Raw genomic sequence first — 21,595 nt, 5'->3', positions numbered from 1 at the left:
ACGAATCGAAAAGCCATTTAATCAAGTCAGATTGGCAAATAAATTGTAAAAGTGGTGTGACCTGGCCAGCTCTCGACATCAATCTTGCCGTTGTGCTGGTCGATCAAATTTTGTGAAATAGACAAGCCAAGTCCCGTTCCGCCCTCACGGCCACTGACCATCGGGTAGAAAAGCGTGTCTTGTAGTTCTGGCGGGATCCCCGGACCGTTGTCGGTTATTTCAACACGCGCCGCGAGTTTGCAACGCTGACCATGAATATTGGCTTGATGCACCGTTCTGGTGCGTATGGTTATTTTGCCATGCTCTTGGTGAGAAAGGATTTGCGCCGCATTGCTAACAATGTTGAGCATCGCCTGCTCGATTTGGTCAGCATCCATCAAAATCTCTGGCAAGCTCGGGTCGTAATCGCGCTCAATCACAACCGAATGCTGAGACTCTAACTCAACCAATTGACGCACTTTTTCAAGCACTTGGTGTAGGTTCTCTTGGGTCTTCTTGCCCGGTTTTTGAGGTCCTAGCAAGCGATCGACTAATGCTCTCAAGCGGTCGGCTTGTTCAATAATGATGTGGGTGTATTCCGTCAAAGAAGGATCGGGCAGCATTTTCTCCAGTAACTGTGCTGCGCCGCGTAAACCGCCGAGTGGGTTTTTGATTTCATGCGCCAAACCACGCACCAAAAGCTTCGCCGCCTGCTGTTGGGCATGTTGATTAAGCTCTTGAGTGAGGCGGCGTTGCTGGTCAATCTTACGCATTTCAACCAGCAGCATTAACTGCTTCTGCCATGTGATCGGGCTAACAGTCACTTCTAGCATCAAAGGGCGGCCATCAACCACAAAAGTCACGTCACTGTCCGTGATGCTTTGTCCGCTCTGTAGAGGTTGCGTAAGTAGCGCGAGATCCAATGACGCATGCTGAATCAGCTGAGACAACGACTGCTCGACAATACGCTTGGCGCTTTGTGAGAACAATAACTCAGCCGCAGGGTTAGCGTAGCGAACGGCTAATCCATCATCGAGAATCAGCGTTGCTGTCACCATGTTGTTGAGAATGGCACTGGAGAGACTAGTATCCACATTACGTCCTTGTTTGCGTTGTATTTGTGCGCTGCACTATATTGGTGCAATAGAACGTAAGTATGGCGAATAAACCTCAGAAGAAAAAGTGAAAAGCGCCATCAGAGTGCGGTTTTTTTCACTTAATATTCTGCTTTGCCCCTTTAATGGTCGGCTTGATACTCGCTCTATGTAAATGCACCGTTATAGGGCTAGTAGATGCAATAAGCTTGCCGCTTCTTTTGGCTTGGACCGCAAGGGTATGAGTTCCACGGTCGATGTTATTCAATTGCCAGGTTAAACGGCTTTGTGGCGCCCCATATGGCTTGCCATCAAGAAAGAGTTGCAGTTGTTCACCAATGCCTAGCTTGCGGTTGGCTTCGAGTTGGATATTGATAGCGCCAGGGTTGCTGCGAATGGTTTCATCATGCTGCGGTGTCAGCATGGATATGGAGAGCGGAAGAGGCTTGTCTGCTTTTGGTTTCTCATCGGTTTGAGGTTCTGATGTGTTTTTGGCTTGAGGGGCGAGAGACTCGGTACTTTCTACTTTTGGTGCAGGTGCACTAGATTCTAGATTAGGTAGAGAGATGGCTTTCGCACCTTGGCTTGGGGTGTCGCTAAAGTGCACCACGCCGTCTTTATCCACCCAAGTATAGGCAACTTGTGATGAGACAGAGGACGCCATTAAAAGGCCACTTAAGGCGCATAGCGATGGTAAAAGCTGAACTTTCATTGCTCACCTTCTTTTGATAGATGATTTCACGTTTGAGTGCTTAGCTCTTTGACCAATAAGGAAAAAGAGTTTGAGCGTATTTTAGTTATCCCTCCATGTTAAACGCCCATATAGGGCGAGCGAATACAAAAAAGGCCCGCCTGCGAGGCGAGCCTAATATTTTGTTTCTGTGTTTACATTTTACACAGTTGAGACCTTATACAGAGTAGTAAAGTTCGAACTCAAGTGGGTGAGTTGTCATGTTTACTTTCTCGACGTCTTGAGCTTTAAGACCGATGTAAGAATCGATGAAGTCATCAGAGAATACGCCGCCTGCTGTTAGGAACTCACGGTCAGCATCTAGTTCTTCTAGTGCGTCTTTTAGTGAGTATGCAACAGTTGGGATTTCTGCTGCTTCTTCAGCTGGTAGGTCGTAAAGGTCTTTATCCATCGCTTCGCCTGGGTGGATCTTGTTCTTAATACCGTCAAGACCAGCCATTAGCATTGCTGCGAAACATAGGTATGGGTTAGCCGCTGGGTCACCGAAACGAACTTCGATACGACGCGCTTTAGGGCTTGGTACCACTGGGATACGGATAGAAGCAGAACGGTTACGTGCTGAGTAAGCTAGCATAACTGGCGCTTCGAAGCCTGGTACAAGACGCTTGTACGAGTTAGTTGATGGGTTAGCAAATGCGTTGATTGCGCGAGCGTGCTTGATGATACCGCCGATGTAGTAAAGTGCAGTTTCAGATAGGCCGCCGTACTTGTCACCAGCAAATAGGTTTACACCGTCTTTTGCTAGAGATTGGTGAACGTGCATACCGCTACCGTTGTCACCAACAAGTGGCTTAGGCATGAATGTCGCTGTCTTACCAAACGCGTGAGCAACGTTGTGTACAACGTACTTGTAGATTTGGATTTCGTCAGCTTTCGTTGTTAGCGTGTTGAAGCGAGTTGCGATTTCGTTTTGACCCGCAGTTGCTACTTCGTGGTGGTGCGCTTCAACAACTAGGCCCATCTCTTCCATTACTAGACACATAGCAGAACGGATGTCTTGAGATGAATCTACAGGAGCTACTGGGAAGTAACCACCTTTAACGCCTGGACGGTGACCTTTGTTACCTTCTTCGTAATCAGAACCTGTGTTCCACGCTGCTTCTACGTCGTCAATCTTGAAGAATGAACCAGACATGTCAGTCGCGAACTTAACGTCGTCAAATAGGAAGAACTCTGGCTCAGGACCGATAAGTACTGTGTCTGCAATACCAGTAGAACGCATGAAGTCTTCAGCGCGTTTAGCGATAGAGCGAGGGTCACGGTCGTAGCCTTGCATTGTTGCAGGCTCAAGGATGTCACAACGGATGTTTAGCGTTGCATCTTCAGTGAATGGGTCAAGCACTGCAGAAGATGCGTCTGGCATCATAACCATGTCTGATTCGTTAATGCCTTTCCAGCCAGCAACTGATGAACCATCGAACATTTTACCTTCTTCGAAGAAGTCTGCGTCGATTTGGTGAGCAGGGATAGAGATGTGCTGCTCTTTACCTTTTGTATCAGTGAAGCGTAGGTCAACAAACTTAACTTCGTTTTCTTGGATCAGTGATAAAACGTTTTCTACTGACATCTTGGATAACCTCCAGTGTTAATAAAGCGGTAAGCTCGATTTATGAAAATTTGATTAAATCCAGCATTGATTAATCTGTTTGACATTTTATTAATCGATGCTGGTTTCTCTAAAGCCAAAACCGTGCCAAAAAAATTATTCCATTAATTTCAAGGAATTAAGTTTTTAGATGCTAGTTTGGTGCAAACGTTTGCACCAAAATGATCTCTGATTGCACCATATTGGTGCTAATTTAAATTATTGCACCACAATGTGACAATCACGTTGCTTATCTAGCCCAGATTTTGAGCAAGAGTCAATTTGTAATAAGCAACGATTGGAATAAAATTGCGTTGAATCAATTCGAGTAACGGAAGAAAGTGGGCGCTAAGCGTAAAATTGATAGAAAAGCTAAGGAGTAGATCACATATTTCTAGGCTTTTTGCTAAAATCTGGTACATTATGGCCGTTTTTTTAATCAGCAAATGTCGCCAGAGAGCACCCGTTCTCGGCATGGGGGCATTTCATCTATCTAAGTGAATCAATATCCATGGCTACTCCACAGATTGATAAATTAAGAAATATCGCGATTATCGCGCACGTTGACCACGGTAAAACAACGTTGGTTGACAAGCTGCTACAACAATCAGGCACGCTAGAGTCTCGCGGTGAAGCTGAAGAGCGAGTCATGGACTCGAACGACATTGAGAAAGAGCGTGGCATTACCATTCTTGCTAAAAACACAGCAATTAACTGGAATGACTACCGCATCAACATCGTAGATACTCCGGGACACGCGGACTTCGGTGGTGAAGTAGAACGTATCATGTCGATGGTAGATTCAGTACTACTTATCGTTGACGCAGTTGACGGCCCAATGCCGCAAACGCGTTTCGTAACTCAAAAAGCATTCGCTCACGGTCTTAAGCCAATCGTTGTAATCAACAAGATTGACCGTCCTGGTGCTCGTCCTGATTGGGTTATGGACCAAGTATTCGACCTATTCGACAACCTAGGTGCAACTGACGAACAGCTAGACTTTAAAGTAGTTTACGCTTCAGCACTTAACGGTTGGGCTGCACTAGAAGAAGGCGAAACTGGCGAGAACATGGAACCACTGTTCCAAACTATCGTTGAAGAAGTAACGGCACCTCAAGTTGACCTAGACGGTCCTCTACAGATGCAAGTTTCTCAGCTAGATTACAGCTCTTACGTTGGTGTTATCGGTGTTGCTCGTGTAACTCGTGGTAGCGTTAAGCCAAACCAACAAGTAACAGTTATCGGTGCTGACGGTAAAACTCGCAACGGTAAAGTGGGCACAGTAATGGGCTACCTAGGCCTAGATCGTCACGAAGTTGAGCAAGCGAACGCGGGTGATATCGTTGCAATCACTGGCCTTGGTGAGCTAAAAATTTCTGACACTATCTGTGCACAAAACGCAGTAGAAGCACTACCTGCGCTTTCTGTTGATGAACCAACAGTAACGATGACGTTCCAAGTAAACACGTCTCCATTCGCTGGTAAAGAAGGTAAGTTCGTGACTTCACGTAACATCCTTGAGCGTCTAGAGAAAGAATTGGTACACAACGTTGCACTACGCGTTGAGCAAACAGACGATCCAGACAAATTCCGCGTATCAGGCCGTGGTGAACTTCACCTTTCTATCCTGATCGAAAACATGCGTCGTGAAGGCTTCGAGCTTGCTGTATCTCGTCCAGAAGTAATCATCAAAGAAGAAGATGGTCAGCTAATGGAACCGTTCGAGACTGTAACGATCGACGTTATGGAAGAGCACCAAGGCGGCATCATGGAGAACATCGGCCTACGTAAAGGTGAGCTGAAAGACATGTCTCCAGATGGTAAAGGCCGTGTACGTATGGACTTCGAAATGCCATCACGTGGTCTTATCGGCTTCCAAACTGAGTTCATGACACTGACTTCTGGTTCTGGTCTTCTATACCATACATTTGACCACTACGGCCCACACAAAGGCGGTAACATCGGTCAACGTGTTAACGGTGTACTAATCGCGAACGCGATGGGTAAAGCGCTAACAAACGCACTGTTTAACCTACAAGAACGTGGTCGTCTATTCATCGGTCACGGTGTTGAAGTTTACGAAGGCATGGTTATCGGTATTCACAGCCGCGACAACGACCTAACAGTAAACGCACTGAAAGGTAAGCAGCTAACTAACGTTCGTGCATCTGGTACAGATGACGCACAGGTTCTTACTCCGCCAATCAAGATGACTCTTGAGCAAGCACTAGAGTTCATCGATGATGACGAACTAGTAGAAGTAACACCTGAAAGCATCCGTATCCGTAAGAAATTCCTAACGGAAAGCGATCGTAAGCGTGCTTCACGTTCAGCAAAATAATCTGCTGTAACGGATTCTATTTAGAAAAACCCGAGTTTCGCTCGGGTTTTTTTGTATTTAAAGGAATGAGGCTATGAAGCCAATCGTGATTACGGGTGGTCCCGGAGCGGGCAAAACCACCTTATTGAATGCGTTGGGAGAGTTGGGGTACGCCATCTTTGCTGAGGGCTCTCGCACCTTAATTGAGCAGCAAAGTCAGTTGGACAACGGCGTCTTGCCTTGGACCAACCTACCTGAGTTTGCCAACTTATGCCTTGAGTTAATGGGCAAGCAAAAGCGAGAAGCGCTGAATCATCCGGTCGCTTTTGTTGACCGTGCTATCCCAGACATCGTGGCATACCTACAAGTAGGCGGTTGTCCTGTTGAACAAGCCTTCTTGACCGAGAGTGCTGGGTACCAGAGTAAGGTGCTCACTTGTCGACCTGAGGCCTCTATCTATGTTCAAGATGATGTGCGCCCACATAGCTTTGAAGAGGCCCTGCAAATCCATCAAACCCTAGTTGATACCTATGCGGAACTGGGTTACGAAGTAGTCGAAGTACCATGGGGAAGTGTGGAAGAACGAGTGGCGTTTGTTCGGCAAGTAATGGGCTTAGTGGCTGAGCTAGAAGGCAATAAAGGTGAATAGAGCTTGGTAGGTACTCAGCTCGCTAAGCGAAGAACTGAATAGTTTGGTCGCTATATAGCAAAACCTCCTCACGAGGAGGAGGCTTTATCGAATTACTTCTGATTCAGCTGTTGCAAGAACTTATCTGACTCAGCAATCGCAGCATTCATCTGCTTAATCGCGTATTGAATATCTTTCTCTAGGTTAGAGAATTCACCTTTCAATGAGCCAATCGCGCTTGCGTTCAAGTTATGCTTTAGATACAGCGTGTTGTCACGCAGTGTATTCAATACTGGCGTCATCTTGTCTTCTGCACGCTTCATCGCGCTAAGCATGGTTTTGTAAGATGCTTTCGTCTCACGCAGCTTCTGTTCGCTAGAGCGACGCAGTTTCGCACTGGTGTACAGGTCTAATTCGCCTTGCCATTCCTCAAACAGAGCATCCGATACATCTTCAATTGCAGCAATGCGGTCACGCACATCTTGCGCCGCTTTTTCGCTATCTTCGTATTTATCGTTAATGTTGTTGTAGACGCTTTCTAGTTCACCACCGTCAAAGTTGGTCAAAGCAGAAAGGGCTTCTAAAGCACTGGTGAACTCTTCTTGTGCGTCTTGTTGCGATTCTTTGGCGTCTTCTACGCGATCAACCATAATGTCACGTTTGTGGTAACCCACTTGTTCCATTGCTGAATAATATGCGGACTGACATCCTGTCAAAGTGAAAATTGATAGTACAATTGCTAATAAATAAGGCATTCTTATGTCCTCGACGCTAATTTATGGGATGAACTATGAACCAGTTATCAGAGAGTTACAAGGTGAGATTGAGCAAGCTCGTGCCGGGGAGCGTCGCGTTTTTCAAATATTTGCTCAAGCGTATGACGCACGATCGCGTTAACGTTAATGCAGGCTATCTAGCTTACATCACTTTGTTGTCTATTGTGCCAATGTTGACGGTACTTTTATCGATATTGTCGAAGTTTCCGGTGTTTGAGAATGTGGGTGAAACCTTGCAAGGTTACATCATTGATAACTTTGTCCCTGCTTCTGGTGATGCAGTCAGAGTTGCGTTGCAAGAGTTTGTCTCAAACACAGGCAAGATGACCGCCGTAGGTGGTGCGTTCTTGTTTGTTGCCGCTTTGATGCTGATTTCGAATATCGACAAGAACTTAAACTACATTTGGCGAGTGAAAGACAAACGTCGTCCTGTGTTTTCTTTCTCCATGTATTGGATGGTGTTGACCCTTGGTCCGATTCTAGTCGGCGCGAGTATTGCTGCAACCTCCTACGTGACATCGCTAAAGCTGATTGAAAACGAAACCTTATCGGGCGCTTACAACCTGTTTTTACGTTGGTTACCTTTACTGTTGTCCTTCTTTGCGTTCATGGGGTTGTACTTCTTAGTGCCAAACAAAAAGGTTTACCTATCCCATGGTGCGGTTGGTGCCGCCATTGCCGCTGTGCTGTTTGAACTGAGTAAGAAAGGCTTTGCTTTCTACATTACTCAATTCCCGTCATATCAGCTGATTTACGGTGCGCTCGCCGCGATTCCGATCCTGTTTGTGTGGGTATATCTGTGCTGGCTGATCGTATTGATTGGCGCGGAAGTGACTGCTGCTCTGGGGGAAAGAGAGCACTGGAGTGACGACCTAGAAATGATACACTCGACCGCTGAATTGCAATTAACAGATGAAGGAAGCGAGAGTCGTGATAGCGCTAATTCAACGAGTCAGTGAAGCCGCCGTTCGTGTAGACGGTGAAGTTGTCGGTGAAATCGACCAAGGTCTACTTGTCCTACTTGGTGTAGAGAAGGACGATGATGAAGCAAAAGCAAAGCGTTTGATGGAGCGCGTAACCACGTATCGGGTGTTTGAAGACGATGAAGGCAAAATGAACCTTAACGTCAAACAAGTGAACGGTAAGGTTTTGGTGGTGTCTCAATTTACGTTACCAGCGGATACCAAAAAAGGCACTCGCGCAGGCTTTTCTCGTGGCGCGCACCCTGCGGATGCAGAACGTCTGTATGACTATTTCTCGGATTTGTGTGAGCAAGAACTGCCAACACAACGTGGTCGCTTCGCGGCAGATATGAAAGTGTCATTAATTAATGACGGTCCAGTGACTTTTTGGCTACAGGTCTAATCTGGCAACCACAACATCATGGTCTAAGCTTTAAGCCCAAGTAAATTGAATTTGCTTGGGTATTTTCTCCTAAGGCTTTCATTTGATTTGTACTTTCAAAGGATTGATATGTTCAAACTCATAACTCCAAAAACAGAAAATCAGCTCAACAAGTACTATCAATTTCGTTGGCAGTTGCTGCGCGAACCTTGGCGTATGCCTGTAGGCTCCGAGCGTGATGAGTACGATGGTATGAGCCATCACCGCATGATTACCGACAGTCGTGGTCGTCCGATGGCGATTGGTCGTTTATACATTACCCCAGATAATGATGGTCAGATCCGCTACATGGCGGTGAAGAACAATCGTCGTAGCAAAGGCATGGGTTCATTAGTGCTGGTGGCACTTGAATCGTTAGCTCGTCAGGAAGGGGCGAAGCGTCTGGTATGTAATGCCCGTGAAGACGCAATTGCTTTCTATGAAAAGAATGGCTTTGAGCGTCGCGGCGAACTGACCGACGAGCGCGGCCCCGTGCGTCACCAACAAATGGTCAAACAGCTTGATCCAATGGCCGATGTATTGCGTCGCCCAGATTGGTGTACCGAGTTGCAACAGCGTTGGGAGGCACAGATCCCGATTGCAGATAAAATGGGCATCAAAATCAACCAGTACACTGGTTATCAGTTTGAATGCAGCGCGCAGCTCAACCCTAACCTGAACCCGCACAACACCATGTTTGCAGGCTCTGCGTTTACCTTAGCAACGCTAACTGGTTGGGGCATGACGTGGTTGCTGATGAAAGAACGTGGTTTGCACGGTGATATTGTGTTGGCGGATAGCTCGATTCGTTATCGCCACCCTGTTGAAGAGAACCCAGTCGCGAGCACGTCATTAGATGGCATTAGTGGTGACTTGGATAGGCTCGCTTCAGGTCGTAAAGCGCGTATCGTTATCCACGTAGTGATTTACAGTGGAGATGTGCCAGCGGTGGATTTTGTCGGTACGTACATGCTACTGCCGAATTACTCTAAGTTACTCAGCTGTTAGATTCTCAGACTTTGGTATTTCTTGTGGCGCATCTTGGTTTTCAGATGCGCCTTGTTCTGCCTTGGTTTCATCGATAGCTGAGTTCTCGCTTTCTTTCGATGATTTTTCTACAAGGTCTGAGTCTTTTTGTTCTGTGATAAGTTGCTCTTCAGAGTGCGCAACTGTGGTCGACTCTTTTTCTTCTGCCACTTCCTCACTTAACTCTTCTTCAGGTTGTTCGATGTTGATTGCGTCGATGTTTGTAACGTCGGTTGTTTCGGGAGCGCTCTGTTCTGGTTTCACTGGCTCTGCCTGCTTTGGCTTGTTTAGGCACTCATTTGACACAACTTCGCCACTCAGTACGTCACCTTTGAGCATTCCACACGATTCTTTAAGTTGATAGCTCACGCCACTAAGTGGGTTGTTCGCCATATCAAACTCTCCAGATAGCTTACCTGAGATAGCTTTGCCGGAAATGGTCACGGGTTCTAGCTTCACTTCGCCGCGCTGAGCCTCTATGCGCAATGGGCTGAAGGTGATTGCCTTGAGTGACTCATTTGCTTGTGACTTCAAGGTGGTATCGCGCAGGTTAGCTTCCACTTCTCCCGATAAGCTGTAAGCAAGCATATTTTGATCGCCTGCCAAGCCTTTTAAATCAAGACTTAAATCAGAGAAGCCATTGACCGCTAGTGCTTTTGGTAAATAAGGGTGAAGTAATTGCAGTGGAATACCATCTGCATTGAGGTTAAGCGCCCAAGGTTGGCTGGTGGTGCTGAGATCGATTTGCCCTAGGCCTTCGATATAGCCTTGCTCTAACGGGGCAAATAAGCGTGTCAGTTGCCAGAAACCATTGTCACTCTGTGTAGAAATGGCTGCGTGTGAGGTGATGACTTGGTCGTAACTCGCGTTGACGACGCTGGCATCAAGCTTGCCGCTCCAAATGCCCCAGTGACCATTGCTGTGTTTAACTTCGAGCTGGTCACCTTCCAAATTCAAGCCAGAAAGCTGCCAGTAAGGTTGTTTGGATAACTGGATAACTTGGCTGCGTTCTATCTCTAACTGCTTCACATCGACTTGCTGGAGCTTCTCTGTGGCTTTTTGCCACCAGTCGGTCTTGTCATCTGGTTGGATAGCCCATTTTAAGCCGCTAATGGTCGCATTGTTGATTTTCCAATGGTCAGGTTCGAAGTCACCAGATACCTGAACGCTACCTTGTTGCCAATCCAAGCTCAGTTCTTGCAATTTGACAGCCCCTGGTTTGAGTTGGGCGTTTAAACGAGGTTCAACCGCGGTTTGGTCTTGGAAACTGACACTGTCAGCTTGCAGGGATATCTGTGCCGTTGTGCTCCACAATGACAGCGGGAGCGAAGCGTTTTCAACCGATAACTCAAGGTTTTGCCAATGCCAGTCTCCGTATTCGATATCCGCATTGAGCAGATCGAGGCTGTTGATATGGCTGACGTTAACGGGCAACGTTTGCCATGGTTTGGCGAGTAAGGATTGCAGTTGTAGATTGTCTATTTGCAGCTTATCAACGGTCACGTTAATCAACGACCAACCTTGTGGGTATTGTTCGCCTTGACCAGAGACTTCACTGCCACGCCACTTAAATGATGCGCCATAAAGTGTGCTGTCTTGTGGTTTGTAGTCCACATCGACAAGCAGTTTATTGAAAGCTTCACCATTCCAATAAAACTGTTTGGCAGAGAGTTGAACCTCGCCATAAGGCATTTGCTGCGTGTCACTTGACCAAGTAGGGTCTTGGATTTGGACGTTCAAACCATTAATGCTGAATGCATCATCGGCGTAATCGATGTTCTTCAAGGCGATTTGATGGAAATAGACATTGTTGAGCTTTGGAATTGTTGGCATACCTTGCTGCAGGCTCAGTCCATCAATCAAAAGGCTATCGACAATCCATTTTCCATCGCGATGAACATCAGGGTTTAGCCATAGATCGACTTGCTCGATGAACGGCAATTTGTCTTGTTTGGTCGCTATCCCAGTAAGGGTTAGGTGGTAGGGAAACTCGTATTGAACGTTGTCTGCTTGCAGTGGCAAGTCGACGAGATCAGAGAACAGGTTCCACGTTTGACGAGAATAAGAGGTGGTCAGCATGCCCACAAAGACGGCTGGAATCGCGATCGCCAGTATGACGATAAGAAGTAGAATTCGACCTGCTGTTTTCATCCCTGCCAAAACCTGTCTGTAAATTGGAGTAAGTGAGTATCGACTTACTTAGATAGGCTTAAGCTTGTATCAATCTCAGGTTGGATTCAATAAAAAGCCCCTCAAAAGAGGGGCTTGAAGATTATTTTTGTAGCTAAGTCACGAAGGCTTAGCGAGTGGCTTAGTCTAGCTGAGGACCAGCTGCCACTAGTGATTTACCTTCTGCGTTGTCAGTGTACTTATCAAAGTTGTTGATGAAGCGCTCTGCCAAGTCTTTTGCTTTGCTTTCCCATTGTAGTGGGTCAACGTAGGTATCACGTGGGTCAAGGATGCTTGGATCCACACCTGGTAGTGAAGTTGGTACTTCTAGGTTGAAGATTGGAATGTGCTTAGTTTTCGCTTCTTCAATCGAGCCATCAAGGATCGCATCAATGATGCCGCGTGTATCTTGGATAGAGATACGTTTACCGCTGCCGTTCCAGCCTGTGTTGACTAGGTAAGCTTCTGCGCCTGCTGCTTCCATACGTTTCACTAGCACTTCTGCGTACTTAGTTGGGTGTAGAGTTAGGAACGCTGCACCAAAACACGCTGAGAACGTTGGTGTTGGTTCAGTGATGCCACGCTCAGTACCTGCTAGCTTAGCGGTAAAGCCAGACAAGAAGTGGTACTTAGTTTGCTCAGGAGTCAGTTTAGAAACCGGAGGAAGTACGCCGAACGCATCAGCCGATAGGAAGATCACTTTGTTTGCGTGACCACCTTTCGATACTGGCTTAACGATGTTGTCGATGTGATGCAGTGGGTAAGACACACGAGTGTTCTCAGTCTTAGAACCATCATCAAAGTCGATAGAGCCATCACTACGAACCGTTACGTTCTCTAGTAGTGCATCACGGCGGATGGCATTGTAGATATCAGGCTCAGCTTCTTTCGATAGCTTGATAGTTTTCGCGTAACAGCCACCTTCGAAGTTGAACACGCCGTCGTCATCCCAACCGTGCTCGTCATCACCAATCAATGCACGTTTAGGGTCGGTAGACAGGGTAGTTTTACCTGTGCCAGATAGACCGAAGAAGATTGCAACATCGCCTTCTTCACCCATGTTTGCACTACAGTGCATTGATGCGATGTCTTTTAGCGGAAGGAAGTAGTTCATCATTGCGAACATGCCTTTCTTCATTTCACCGCCGTACCAAGTACCACCGATCAACTGAGTGCGCTCTGTTAGGTTGAACACAGTGAAGTTTTCAGAGTTCAGACCATGCTCTTCCCACTTCTCGTTGGTGCACTTCGCACCGTTCATTACTACAAAATCAGGTTCAAACGTTGCCAACTCTTCTTCTGTTGGACGGATGAACATGTTTTTCACGAAGTGTGCTTGCCACGCGACTTCAGTGATCACTCGAATGCTCAAACGAGTGTCTGGGTTTGCACCACAATAACCGTCAATCACAAATAGACGCTTTCCTGAAAGCTGGTTGGTCACTAGCTCTTTTAGGTCGTCCCATACTTCTTTGTTGATTGGTTTGTTGTCGTTTTTCACCGCGTCAGAAGTCCACCACATGTGCTCTTCTGTCGTTGCATCTTTAACAATGTACTTATCTTTTGGTGAGCGACCAGTAAAGATACCAGTGTCTACGGCAACCGCGCCGAGTTCTGTAACCACACCACGTTCATAACCTGTTAGGTCAGCACGGGTCTCTTCCTCAAACAGCATTTCGTAGCTTGGGTTGCGAACAACCTCTTTAACGTTGTGCAGTCCGTGTTTGGTTAGATCAAGTGTTGCAGCCTTTGTATGTTCCATAACGGTCATAGGTGCTCCTTATAAGGATTTTTGTAGGGATTTTGTAAGAATGTTTTAATTTTTATCTGCTCACCATGCTAGCAACGGGGCGGGGAGAAAACAGGGATATAGTTCAAAAATTATCCATGATTTCAGTGTGGTTTTAGGTAACCCGTCACATATTGGTGCGAATAGTTTATCGTGGCCGCAAACCTTTGCGCTAGGGCAAAAGAATTATTAATTATTTAAAATTAAGCGGTTGCTTTATTACGTGGGAGGCTAAGTTATACGAGGGTTTGATCACAAAAAGGCCAGCGTGATGCTGGCCTTTTGATAGGTAAATTACATGCTTGTTAAGCTATGAAAATTAATGCACGGTTTTATTGCCGGAAGTTGCTTGCGTATACAGTTCGGTAATTTCAGGTTCGTCGAACGTGTATGACGTGCCGCAGTAATCACAATGTAAAGAAATTGTGCCTTCTTCCGCCAAAATGTCATAAATTTCAGTTTTATCAACTGTGATGATCGCCGCGCCACTGCGCTCGCGAGAACAACCACAGTGGAATTCCACCGGTTGTGGCTCGTATAGGCGAACAGAGTCTTGGTTGTATAGACGGTAAAGCAGTTCATTTGCTGGTAGCGTGAACAGCTCTTCGTTCTTAACTGTTGCTGTTAGTTGCTCTAGGTGTTCAAAGTCTTCAGGTGTACCTGTACCGTCTGGCATTACCTGGATCATCATACCTGCCGCATGCTTTTTGCCTTCGTGCTCACCAGTGCGGATCCACAAACGCGTTTTTAGCTGCTCTGAGTTTGCGAAGTAGCCTTCGATAACGTCAGCCAGTGTTTCACCTTCTAGGCCAACCACGCCTTGGTAGCGTTCGCCTTTTTTCGGCTCGATGGTGATCACTAGGTAACCTTTACCCATCATTTCATGCAGCGTTGCGTCATCAGCAATATCGCCTTCCCAACGCGCTACGCCACGGATCTTCTGATCGTGGTCGCCGTTGATGACTGCCAAAGATACAGGGCCATCACCTTGTAGTTGGATAGTGATTGAGCCTTCGAACTTCAAAGTTGCAGTTAAAAGTGTGGTTGAAACGAGTAGCTCACCCAACAGTTTTTGCAGTGCTGCCGGATATTCCTTGCTGGAGATAATACGTTGGTATGCTTCATCCAATTGAACCAACTCGCCACGTACAGAAAGATCTTCAAATAGGTAGCGGTTTAAAACATTATTTGCCATGGAGTGCTTTCCTCGTCGGTAATTCCGGCTTTTATTGGTGTTTGAACTTAATGATGTCGCGGCGCTGCTTTTTGTCTGGGCGGCGTTCCGGACTAGGGTTGTGGGCGTTGAGTTTACGCTGTTTCGCGAACTCTTCGCGTTGGCTGACGCTTTCGTCAGTTTCGCGATAGAGCGTTTGAGCGATTGGTGCGCCCATTCGGCGATCAGAGATTTTCTCGATGATCACCGTCTTCTCTTCATTACCTTGACGAAGACGAATCTCAGCACCCAACTCAACGATTTTGCTTGGTTTGCTTCGTTGCCCATTATAGTGGACTTTACCGCCATCGACCATATTGCGTGCGATGGAACGGGTCTTATAAAATCTGGCAGCCCATAGCCATTTATCTAGCCTTACGGCTTCATTTGTGGAACTCATACGACTCTACACTATCTAATCACTGCAAGAATGATGCAGTGACTGGTGGATTATTCACCTACAGATGGAGCCAAGGCTGTTTTTTTTTCAAGGGAGTTGGCAAAAACTGCATAAGAAAAAGGTATGAAAAGGAACTTGTGATATAGTTCACTGCTCTTTGTTGAGTAGTAATTTTATTGCAATTTTAGCAAGATAGAGTCGACACGCTTTCATTCATGGTGAAAGTCGACGGACGTAAGAATAAAGGAATCAATTCAGTGAAGCGTTTAGAGCTAAGTGCAGGATTATCAAGCAGCCCGCTACTGGCTCAGATTAAGTCCAACAATCACGTCATTCAAGCGAAACTAAGTTTGCTCTTAACTTGTCTATTTATAGCAATGACAGGTTGGATACTTGGTAAAGTGGTGTGGTTAGCAATGCCTCAAACCTCTGATGTGACTCAATGGAAGCCATCAGCTAACGCTGTTGCGTCAACCAATAAAAAAGACGCGATTGATTTCAATGCCCTCCAAAATGCCAACTTGTTCGGAAAGTACACCGAGCAAAAGCCGGTCGTAGTAGAACAACCTGTCGTGCAAGATGCGCCTAAAACCCGCCTAAACCTAACACTTGTTGGTGCTGTTGCGAGCAGCAACGCAAAAACGAGCTTAGCGGTGATTGCGAATCGAGGTAAGCAGGCGACTTACGGCATCGGTGAAGAAATTGACGGTACACGTGCAGAATTAAAAGCGGTTTTGGTTGATCGCGTGATCATCGATAACCAAGGTCGTGATGAAACCCTTATGTTGGAAGGCATCGAGTACAGCAAGCTGTCTGAGAGTCGTCCGGCAACTCGACCAAAAGCGGCGAAAGCGGATAACTCATCCGCAGTGAGTGAAAAGGTCGACCAAATTCGTGCGGAAATTGCCAAAGATCCGCAAAGCGTATTCAAGTACATCAACATTTCTCCGGTTAAGAAAGACGGAGGAATCATCGGCTATCGCGTCTCACCAGGTCGTGATGCGGCGTTGTTTAATGATGTCGGTCTAAAACCTGGTGATATTGCGGTGCAATTAAACGGGATCGATTTAAGTGATCCTTCATCTTCAGTAGAACTGATGCAAGTGATGAACGATCCGCAAGAACTGAATTTGACTGTTGAGCGCGATGGCCAGCAGTACGACATCTATATCCAATTGTAATACTTAGGCAAGCTGCGTAAGTTCAGGGAGACATACGTGAAACATTGGTTTAGCAAAAGTGCTTGGTTACTTGCAGGGACACTACTCTGCGCTCCGGGTGCGATGGCGAACGAGTTTAGTGCAAGTTTCAAAGGCACTGACATTCAAGAATTCATCAACATTGTAGGTCGTAACTTAGAGAAGACCATCATTGTTGACCCGTCTGTACGCGGCAAGATCGACGTGCGCAGCTATGACGTTTTAAACGAAGAGCAATACTACAGCTTCTTTTTAAACGTACTAGAAGTGTACGGTTACGCTGTTGTTGAAATGGATAACGGTGTACTAAAAGTCATCAAATCGAAAGATTCAAAAACCTCTGCAATTCCTGTTTTGGGTGATGACAGCGCAAAAGGCGACAGCGTGATTACACGTGTGGTTGCGGTGCGTAACGTATCGGTTCGTGAACTTTCTCCGCTGCTGCGTCAGCTGATTGACAACGCGGGTGCGGGTAACGTGGTGCACTACGACCCAGCTAACATCATTTTGATCACTGGCCGTGCTGCGGTTGTAAATCGTCTGGCTGAAATCATCAAACGTGTTGACCAAGCGGGTGATAAAGAAATTGAAGTCGTAGAGCTGAGAAATGCTTCTGCGTCTGAAATGGTGCGTATCGTTGATGCCCTGAACAAAACGACCAACCAAAAGAGCACGCCTGAATTCCTAGAGCCAAAAATCGTTGCGGATGATCGTACCAACTCAATCCTGATTTCTGGCGACCCTAAAGTGCGCGCGCGCTTGAAGCGTTTGATTCGCCAACTTGACGTAGAAATGGCAACCAAAGGTAATAACCGCGTGGTTTACCTAAAGTACGCAAAAGCAGAAGACTTGGTTGATGTACTAAAAGGCGTATCTGACAACCTACAAGCTGAGAAGCAAGCGGGTCAAAAAAGCGCATCAAGTACACAACGTGGTCAAGTGGTGATTGCGGCTCACGAAGCAACCAACTCGCTAGTTTTGACTGCTCCGCCAGATATCATGATGGCGCTGCAAGATGTGATTTCTCAACTGGATATCCGTCGTGCGCAGGTTCTGATTGAAGCACTGATCGTTGAAATGTCTGAAGGCGACGGCATCAACCTTGGCGTTCAATGGGGTAACCTAGAGACAGGTGCGGTAATCCAATACGGCAACACTGGTGCACAAATTGGTAACGTAATGGTTGGTCTTGAAGAAGCAAAAGATACAACTAAAGAAGAGAGTTACTGGAATGCAAACGGCGGTGAGGATGGAACTGGTGGTTTCGAAACTCGTCGCTATACCGAGGAAGGTGACTATTCGACTCTAGCGGCAGCACTTGGTGGTGTTAACGGCGCAGCAATGAGCATCATGATGGGTGACTGGACAGCATTGATTACTGCTGTGTCATCGGATTCAAATTCAAACATTCTGTCTTCTCCAAGCATTACTGTGATGGATAACGGTGAAGCGTCGTTCATCGTTGGTGAAGAAGTTCCGGTAATTACAGGCTCGACTGCAGGCTCGAACAACGACAACCCATTCCAAACGGTTGACCGTAAAGAAGTCGGTATCAAACTGAAAGTCGTGCCTCAAATCAACGAAGGTGATTCTGTTCAGCTAAACATTGAGCAAGAAGTGTCTAACGTTCTTGGCGCAAATGGTGCGGTTGACGTACGTTTTGCTAAGCGTCAGCTAAACACATCTGTGATGATCCAAGATGGTCAAATGCTAGTGCTTGGTGGTTTGGTTGATGAGCGTGCACTGGAGAGTGAATCTAAAGTGCCACTACTGGGTGATATCCCAGTGATTGGTCAACTGTTCAAATCAACTAGCACGCAAACTGAGAAGCGTAACCTGATGGTATTCATCAAGCCAACCATCATCCGTGATGGTATGACGGCAGATGGTATTACTCAGCGCAAATACAACTTCATCCGTGCTGAACAGCTTTACAAAGCACAAGAAGGCTTGAAGCTAATGGATGACTCAAATATCCCAGTGATTCCTGAGTTTGGCCAAGATCGTAAGCATCCTGCTGAAATCCAAGCGTTCATTGATCAGATGGTAAAGAATAATGGTTGATATGTTAGACACAGCGCCAAGTATGCGCCGTCTGCCATTCAGTTTTGCCAATCGCTTTAAACTGGTTTTGGAGACGGAGCACCCTGAGCGCCCTCCAATTCTGTATTACGTAGAGCCGCTTAACCCTGCGGCTCTCGTTGAAGTACGTCGAGTACTGAAACAAAACTTTATTCCTCAAGTGATGGACAAAGAAGCGTTCGATAAAAAGCTCACTGAAGCGTATCAACGTGACTCTTCTGAGGCTCGTCAGTTGATGGAAGACATTGGCGCAGACAGCGATGACTTCTTCTCCTTAGCCGAAGAACTACCTCATGATGAGGACTTGCTGGAATCTGAAGATGATGCGCCAATCATCAAATTGATCAACGCCATGTTGGGTGAAGCGATCAAGGAAGGGGCGTCGGATATCCATATCGAGACGTTCGAGAAAACTCTTTCGATTCGTTTCCGCGTCGATGGTGTATTGCGTGAAGTTCTAACCCCAAGCCGCAAGCTAGCGCCTTTGCTGGTTTCTCGTGTGAAGGTCATGGCGAAACTCGACATTGCTGAAAAACGCGTACCTCAAGATGGTCGTATTTCTCTGCGTATCGGTGGTCGTGCGGTGGATGTTCGTGTATCTACCATGCCTTCGTCGCATGGTGAGCGCGTGGTAATGCGTCTACTGGATAAGAACGCCACTCGCCTTGATTTGCATAGTTTGGGTATGACGCCTTCAGTGCATGATAACTTCCGTCACCTGATTGGTCGTCCTCACGGCATCATCTTGGTGACCGGTCCGACAGGTTCGGGTAAGTCGACGACGTTGTACGCGGGCTTGCAAGAGATCAACAGCAACGAACGCAACATTCTAACGGTTGAAGACCCTATCGAATTTGATATTGATGGCATCGGCCAAACGCAGGTAAACCCGAAAGTTGATATGACTTTTGCGCGAGGTCTGCGTGCGATTCTTCGTCAAGACCCGGATGTAGTGATGGTCGGTGAGATCCGTGACTTAGAGACAGCACAGATTGCCGTGCAAGCCTCTTTGACTGGTCACTTAGTTATGTCGACACTGCACACCAACACGGCTGTGGGTGCGATTACTCGTCTACGCGACATGGGTATTGAACCATTCCTGATTTCTTCTTCACTACTGGGCGTGCTTGCGCAGCGTCTTGTTCGTACGCTTTGTTCTGACTGTAAAGAACCATACGAAGCGGATAAAGAACAGAAGAAACTGTTTGGTTTGGAAGAACATGAATCGCTTATTTTGCATCGAGCGAAAGGCTGTGAAGTCTGTAACCACAAAGGGTACCGTGGCCGTACGGGTATTCATGAACTCTTGATGGTGGATGAAAAAGTCCAAGAGCTGATTCACAGCGAAGCGGGTGAGCAAGAAATTGAGAAAACTGTTCGCCAGCATACGCCAAGTATTCGTAGCGACGGCCTGAGTAAAGTCAGTCGTGGTATCACTTCTCTTGAAGAAGTCATGCGAGTGACCAAGGAAGCGTAATGGCAGCATTTGAATACAAAGCGCTGGACGCTAAAGGCAAACAGAAGAAAGGCACCATCGAGGGTGATAACGCTCGTCAGGTGCGCCAACGCCTAAAAGAGCAGGGTATGATTCCTGTCGAGGTGATGGAAGCCAAAGCGAAAGCCGCTAAGTCTTCAGGCGGGTCAGTTGGGTTCAAACGAGGCATCAAAACAGCAGAGCTTGCGTTGATTACGCGTCAGCTTTCGACCTTGGTTCAATCGGGGATGCCACTTGAAGAATGTTTGAAGGCCGTTTCAGAGCAAGCTGAAAAGCCACGTATTCGTTCGATGATTGCCGCGGTGCGTTCAAAAGTCACCGAGGGTTACCCTCTGGCCGACAGTTTGGGTGACTACCCGCATGTTTTCGACGAGCTTTACCTTTCGATGGTGGCAGCGGGTGAAAAATCGGGTCACTTGGATACAGTGCTAGAGCGCTTGGCTGATTATGTAGAAAACCGCCAAAAGATGCGTTCTAAGTTGCTGCAAGCCATGATTTACCCTGTGGTATTGGTGGTGTTTGCTGTTGGTATCGTCTCTCTGTTGCTGTCTTCTGTCGTACCTAAAATCATTGAACCAATTATTCAAATGGGACAAGAGTTGCCTCAATCGACGCAATTCCTGTTGTCTGCAAGTGAGTTTGTCCAAGAATGGGGGCTTATCATCTTTGTCGTGGTGGTGGTGCTCTTCTATGGCCTTAAACTCGCATTACAGAAACCAAATTTTCGCTTGGCTTGGGACCAAAAAATTCTCAGCCTGCCGTTGATTGGTAAGATTTCTCGCGGTCTGAATACCTCACGATTTGCTCGCACCTTGTCGATTTGTACCTCAAGTGCGATTCCTATTCTTGAAGGGATGCGAGTCGCGGTCGACGTTATGTCGAACCGTTATGTAAAACAACAGGTCTTAGTTGCGGCAGACAACGTGCGAGAAGGTGCAAGTCTGCGCAAAGCCCTTGATCAAACTCGCTTGTTCCCACCAATGATGCTACACATGATTTCAAGTGGTGAGCAAAGTGGTGAGCTTGAAAGCATGTTGACGCGAGCGGCGGACAACCAAGACCAAAACTTTGAATCGACGGTCAACATTGCACTTGGCATTTTTACTCCAGTATTGATTGCCCTGATGGCGGGCTTGGTACTTTTCATCGTAATGGCGACATTGATGCCAATGTTGGAAATGAATAACTTAATGAGCGGATAGAATTCGAGTTAAGACGTGTCTATTGAAGGCATGGCTTGAATCTAACTTTCGGAGAAAATAATGAAATTTAAACGCAGTAAGCAACAAGGCTTTACACTTCTAGAAGTGATGGTTGTTGTGGTTATCCTAGGTATTTTGGCGAGTGTTGTTGTTCCTAACTTGCTAGGTAACAAAGAAAAAGCAGACCAACAGAAAGCGATCACAGACATCGTGGCATTGGAAAACGCGTTGGACATGTACAAGTTGGATAACAGCGTTTACCCAACGACTGACCAAGGTCTAGATGCATTGGTGAACAAACCATCTAACCCAGAGCCGCGCAACTACCGTGACGGTGGTTACATCAAGCGTCTTCCATCTGATCCATGGGGCAACGAGTACCAATACCTAAGCCCTGGCGACAATGGCACGATTGATATCTTCACTCTAGGCGCTGACGGCCAAGAGGGCGGTGAAGGTCCAGCTGCAGATATCGGCAACTGGAACATGCAAGATTTCCAATAA

18 protein-coding genes are annotated in these 21,595 nt (G+C 46.7%); 10 read left to right on the top strand and 8 right to left on the bottom strand.

Annotated elements, in window-relative coordinates:
- Positions 1 to 26: 26 nt before the first annotated feature.
- The 3 genes from glnL to glnA form a co-directional block, all read right to left on the bottom strand.
- On the bottom strand, positions 27 to 1,073 hold the full coding sequence (gene glnL / locus KJB05_RS17490) for a nitrogen regulation protein NR(II) (RefSeq protein ID WP_009707979.1): 1,047 nt from the start codon (positions 1,071 to 1,073) through the stop codon (positions 27 to 29).
- A gap of 118 nt (positions 1,074 to 1,191) precedes the next feature.
- On the bottom strand, positions 1,192 to 1,785 hold the full coding sequence (locus tag KJB05_RS17485) for a DUF4124 domain-containing protein (RefSeq protein WP_208445290.1): 594 nt from the start codon (positions 1,783 to 1,785) through the stop codon (positions 1,192 to 1,194).
- 196 nt (positions 1,786 to 1,981) lie between these two features.
- Entirely contained in the window at positions 1,982 to 3,391 is a 1,410-nt protein-coding gene (glnA, locus tag KJB05_RS17480; RefSeq protein WP_045482798.1) for a glutamate--ammonia ligase, read from the bottom strand.
- Between the two features lie 529 nt (positions 3,392 to 3,920).
- On the opposite strand from glnA, the gene typA reads away from it, so the two are divergent.
- Both typA and KJB05_RS17470 read left to right on the top strand, forming a co-directional pair.
- Positions 3,921 to 5,750, top strand: coding sequence for a translational GTPase TypA (gene typA, locus KJB05_RS17475; protein WP_005434522.1), 1,830 nt, complete (start codon positions 3,921 to 3,923; stop codon positions 5,748 to 5,750).
- Positions 5,751 to 5,823: 73 nt separating this feature from the next.
- Entirely contained in the window at positions 5,824 to 6,378 is a 555-nt protein-coding gene (locus KJB05_RS17470; protein ID WP_208445291.1) for an AAA family ATPase, read from the top strand.
- A 92-nt stretch (positions 6,379 to 6,470) separates the two neighbouring features.
- Here KJB05_RS17470 and KJB05_RS17465 read toward each other — a convergent pair whose 3' ends face one another.
- Positions 6,471 to 7,112 (bottom strand): DUF2959 domain-containing protein, encoded by a 642-nt coding sequence (locus KJB05_RS17465; protein ID WP_208445292.1) that lies wholly within the window; start codon positions 7,110 to 7,112, stop codon positions 6,471 to 6,473.
- Positions 7,113 to 7,147: 35 nt separating this feature from the next.
- On the opposite strand from KJB05_RS17465, the gene KJB05_RS17460 reads away from it, so the two are divergent.
- The 3 genes from KJB05_RS17460 to KJB05_RS17450 all read left to right on the top strand — a co-directional run bounded on the left by KJB05_RS17460 (position 7,148) and on the right by KJB05_RS17450 (position 9,524).
- A complete protein-coding gene (locus KJB05_RS17460) occupies positions 7,148 to 8,092 on the top strand; it encodes a virulence factor BrkB family protein (protein ID WP_005448517.1) in 945 nt (314 codons plus the stop codon).
- A complete protein-coding gene (gene dtd / locus KJB05_RS17455; RefSeq protein ID WP_005434513.1) occupies positions 8,064 to 8,498 on the top strand; it encodes a D-aminoacyl-tRNA deacylase in 435 nt (144 codons plus the stop codon). Before KJB05_RS17460 ends, dtd begins: the two co-directional genes overlap by 29 nt.
- Positions 8,499 to 8,606: 108 nt before the next feature.
- Entirely contained in the window at positions 8,607 to 9,524 is a 918-nt protein-coding gene (locus tag KJB05_RS17450; protein WP_005448516.1) for a bifunctional GNAT family N-acetyltransferase/hotdog fold thioesterase, read from the top strand.
- On the opposite strand, the gene KJB05_RS17445 is transcribed toward KJB05_RS17450, so the two are convergent.
- From KJB05_RS17445 to hslR, 4 genes are all read right to left on the bottom strand, one after another.
- Complete coding sequence (locus tag KJB05_RS17445) at positions 9,510 to 11,693, bottom strand: AsmA family protein (RefSeq protein WP_208445293.1); 2,184 nt, start codon at positions 11,691 to 11,693, stop codon at positions 9,510 to 9,512. The genes KJB05_RS17450 and KJB05_RS17445 overlap by 15 nt on opposite strands.
- Before the next feature lie 160 nt (positions 11,694 to 11,853).
- A complete protein-coding gene (gene pckA, locus KJB05_RS17440; protein ID WP_005434507.1) occupies positions 11,854 to 13,482 on the bottom strand; it encodes a phosphoenolpyruvate carboxykinase (ATP) in 1,629 nt (542 codons plus the stop codon).
- A gap of 337 nt (positions 13,483 to 13,819) precedes the next feature.
- On the bottom strand, positions 13,820 to 14,695 hold the full coding sequence (gene hslO / locus KJB05_RS17435; RefSeq protein ID WP_005434505.1) for an Hsp33 family molecular chaperone HslO: 876 nt from the start codon (positions 14,693 to 14,695) through the stop codon (positions 13,820 to 13,822).
- Between the two features lie 31 nt (positions 14,696 to 14,726).
- A complete protein-coding gene (gene hslR, locus KJB05_RS17430) occupies positions 14,727 to 15,113 on the bottom strand; it encodes a ribosome-associated heat shock protein Hsp15 (protein WP_027726637.1) in 387 nt (128 codons plus the stop codon).
- A gap of 257 nt (positions 15,114 to 15,370) precedes the next feature.
- Here hslR and gspC point away from each other — a divergent pair, with 257 nt between their 5' ends.
- From gspC to gspG, 5 genes are read left to right on the top strand one after another with little or no spacing between them, the layout of a single operon-like run.
- Positions 15,371 to 16,294, top strand: a complete 924-nt coding sequence (gene gspC / locus KJB05_RS17425) for a type II secretion system protein GspC (protein WP_033004887.1) — start codon at positions 15,371 to 15,373, stop codon at positions 16,292 to 16,294.
- A gap of 36 nt (positions 16,295 to 16,330) precedes the next feature.
- The gene (gene gspD, locus KJB05_RS17420) at positions 16,331 to 18,376 is read left to right on the top strand and encodes a type II secretion system secretin GspD (protein ID WP_208445294.1); all 2,046 of its coding nucleotides are present in this window, start codon (positions 16,331 to 16,333) and stop codon (positions 18,374 to 18,376) included.
- Positions 18,369 to 19,871 (top strand): type II secretion system ATPase GspE, encoded by a 1,503-nt coding sequence (gene gspE, locus KJB05_RS17415; RefSeq protein WP_005434497.1) that lies wholly within the window; start codon positions 18,369 to 18,371, stop codon positions 19,869 to 19,871. Before gspD ends, gspE begins: the two co-directional genes overlap by 8 nt.
- On the top strand, positions 19,871 to 21,091 hold the full coding sequence (gene gspF, locus KJB05_RS17410; RefSeq protein ID WP_005434495.1) for a type II secretion system inner membrane protein GspF: 1,221 nt from the start codon (positions 19,871 to 19,873) through the stop codon (positions 21,089 to 21,091). Before gspE ends, gspF begins: the two co-directional genes overlap by 1 nt.
- A gap of 60 nt (positions 21,092 to 21,151) precedes the next feature.
- Positions 21,152 to 21,595, top strand: coding sequence for a type II secretion system major pseudopilin GspG (gene gspG / locus KJB05_RS17405; RefSeq protein WP_005434493.1), 444 nt, complete (start codon positions 21,152 to 21,154; stop codon positions 21,593 to 21,595).

Source organism: Vibrio sp. B1ASS3 (genome assembly GCF_905175355.1).
In the GTDB taxonomy this organism is placed as follows: domain Bacteria; phylum Pseudomonadota; class Gammaproteobacteria; order Enterobacterales; family Vibrionaceae; genus Vibrio; species Vibrio owensii.
This window is presented reverse-complemented; position numbering and strand designations above follow the sequence as displayed.

What these genes read in the sequence shown, in the direction of transcription:
- KJB05_RS17485 (WP_208445290.1), bottom strand. Translation starts at nt 1,785, where the DNA reads ATGAAAGTTCAGCTTTTACCATCGCTATGCGCCTTAAGTGGCCTTTTA.
- glnA (WP_045482798.1), bottom strand. Translation starts at nt 3,391, where the DNA reads ATGTCAGTAGAAAACGTTTTATCACTGATCCAAGAAAACGAAGTTAAG.
- typA (WP_005434522.1), top strand. Translation starts at nt 3,921, where the DNA reads ATGGCTACTCCACAGATTGATAAATTAAGAAATATCGCGATTATCGCG.
- KJB05_RS17470 (WP_208445291.1), top strand. Translation starts at nt 5,824, where the DNA reads ATGAAGCCAATCGTGATTACGGGTGGTCCCGGAGCGGGCAAAACCACC.
- KJB05_RS17465 (WP_208445292.1), bottom strand. Translation starts at nt 7,112, where the DNA reads ATGCCTTATTTATTAGCAATTGTACTATCAATTTTCACTTTGACAGGA.
- KJB05_RS17460 (WP_005448517.1), top strand. Translation starts at nt 7,148, where the DNA reads ATGAACCAGTTATCAGAGAGTTACAAGGTGAGATTGAGCAAGCTCGTG.
- KJB05_RS17450 (WP_005448516.1), top strand. Translation starts at nt 8,607, where the DNA reads ATGTTCAAACTCATAACTCCAAAAACAGAAAATCAGCTCAACAAGTAC.
- KJB05_RS17445 (WP_208445293.1), bottom strand. Translation starts at nt 11,693, where the DNA reads ATGAAAACAGCAGGTCGAATTCTACTTCTTATCGTCATACTGGCGATC.
- pckA (WP_005434507.1), bottom strand. Translation starts at nt 13,482, where the DNA reads ATGACCGTTATGGAACATACAAAGGCTGCAACACTTGATCTAACCAAA.
- hslO (WP_005434505.1), bottom strand. Translation starts at nt 14,695, where the DNA reads ATGGCAAATAATGTTTTAAACCGCTACCTATTTGAAGATCTTTCTGTA.
- hslR (WP_027726637.1), bottom strand. Translation starts at nt 15,113, where the DNA reads ATGAGTTCCACAAATGAAGCCGTAAGGCTAGATAAATGGCTATGGGCT.
- gspE (WP_005434497.1), top strand. Translation starts at nt 18,369, where the DNA reads ATGGTTGATATGTTAGACACAGCGCCAAGTATGCGCCGTCTGCCATTC.
- gspF (WP_005434495.1), top strand. Translation starts at nt 19,871, where the DNA reads ATGGCAGCATTTGAATACAAAGCGCTGGACGCTAAAGGCAAACAGAAG.
- gspG (WP_005434493.1), top strand. Translation starts at nt 21,152, where the DNA reads ATGAAATTTAAACGCAGTAAGCAACAAGGCTTTACACTTCTAGAAGTG.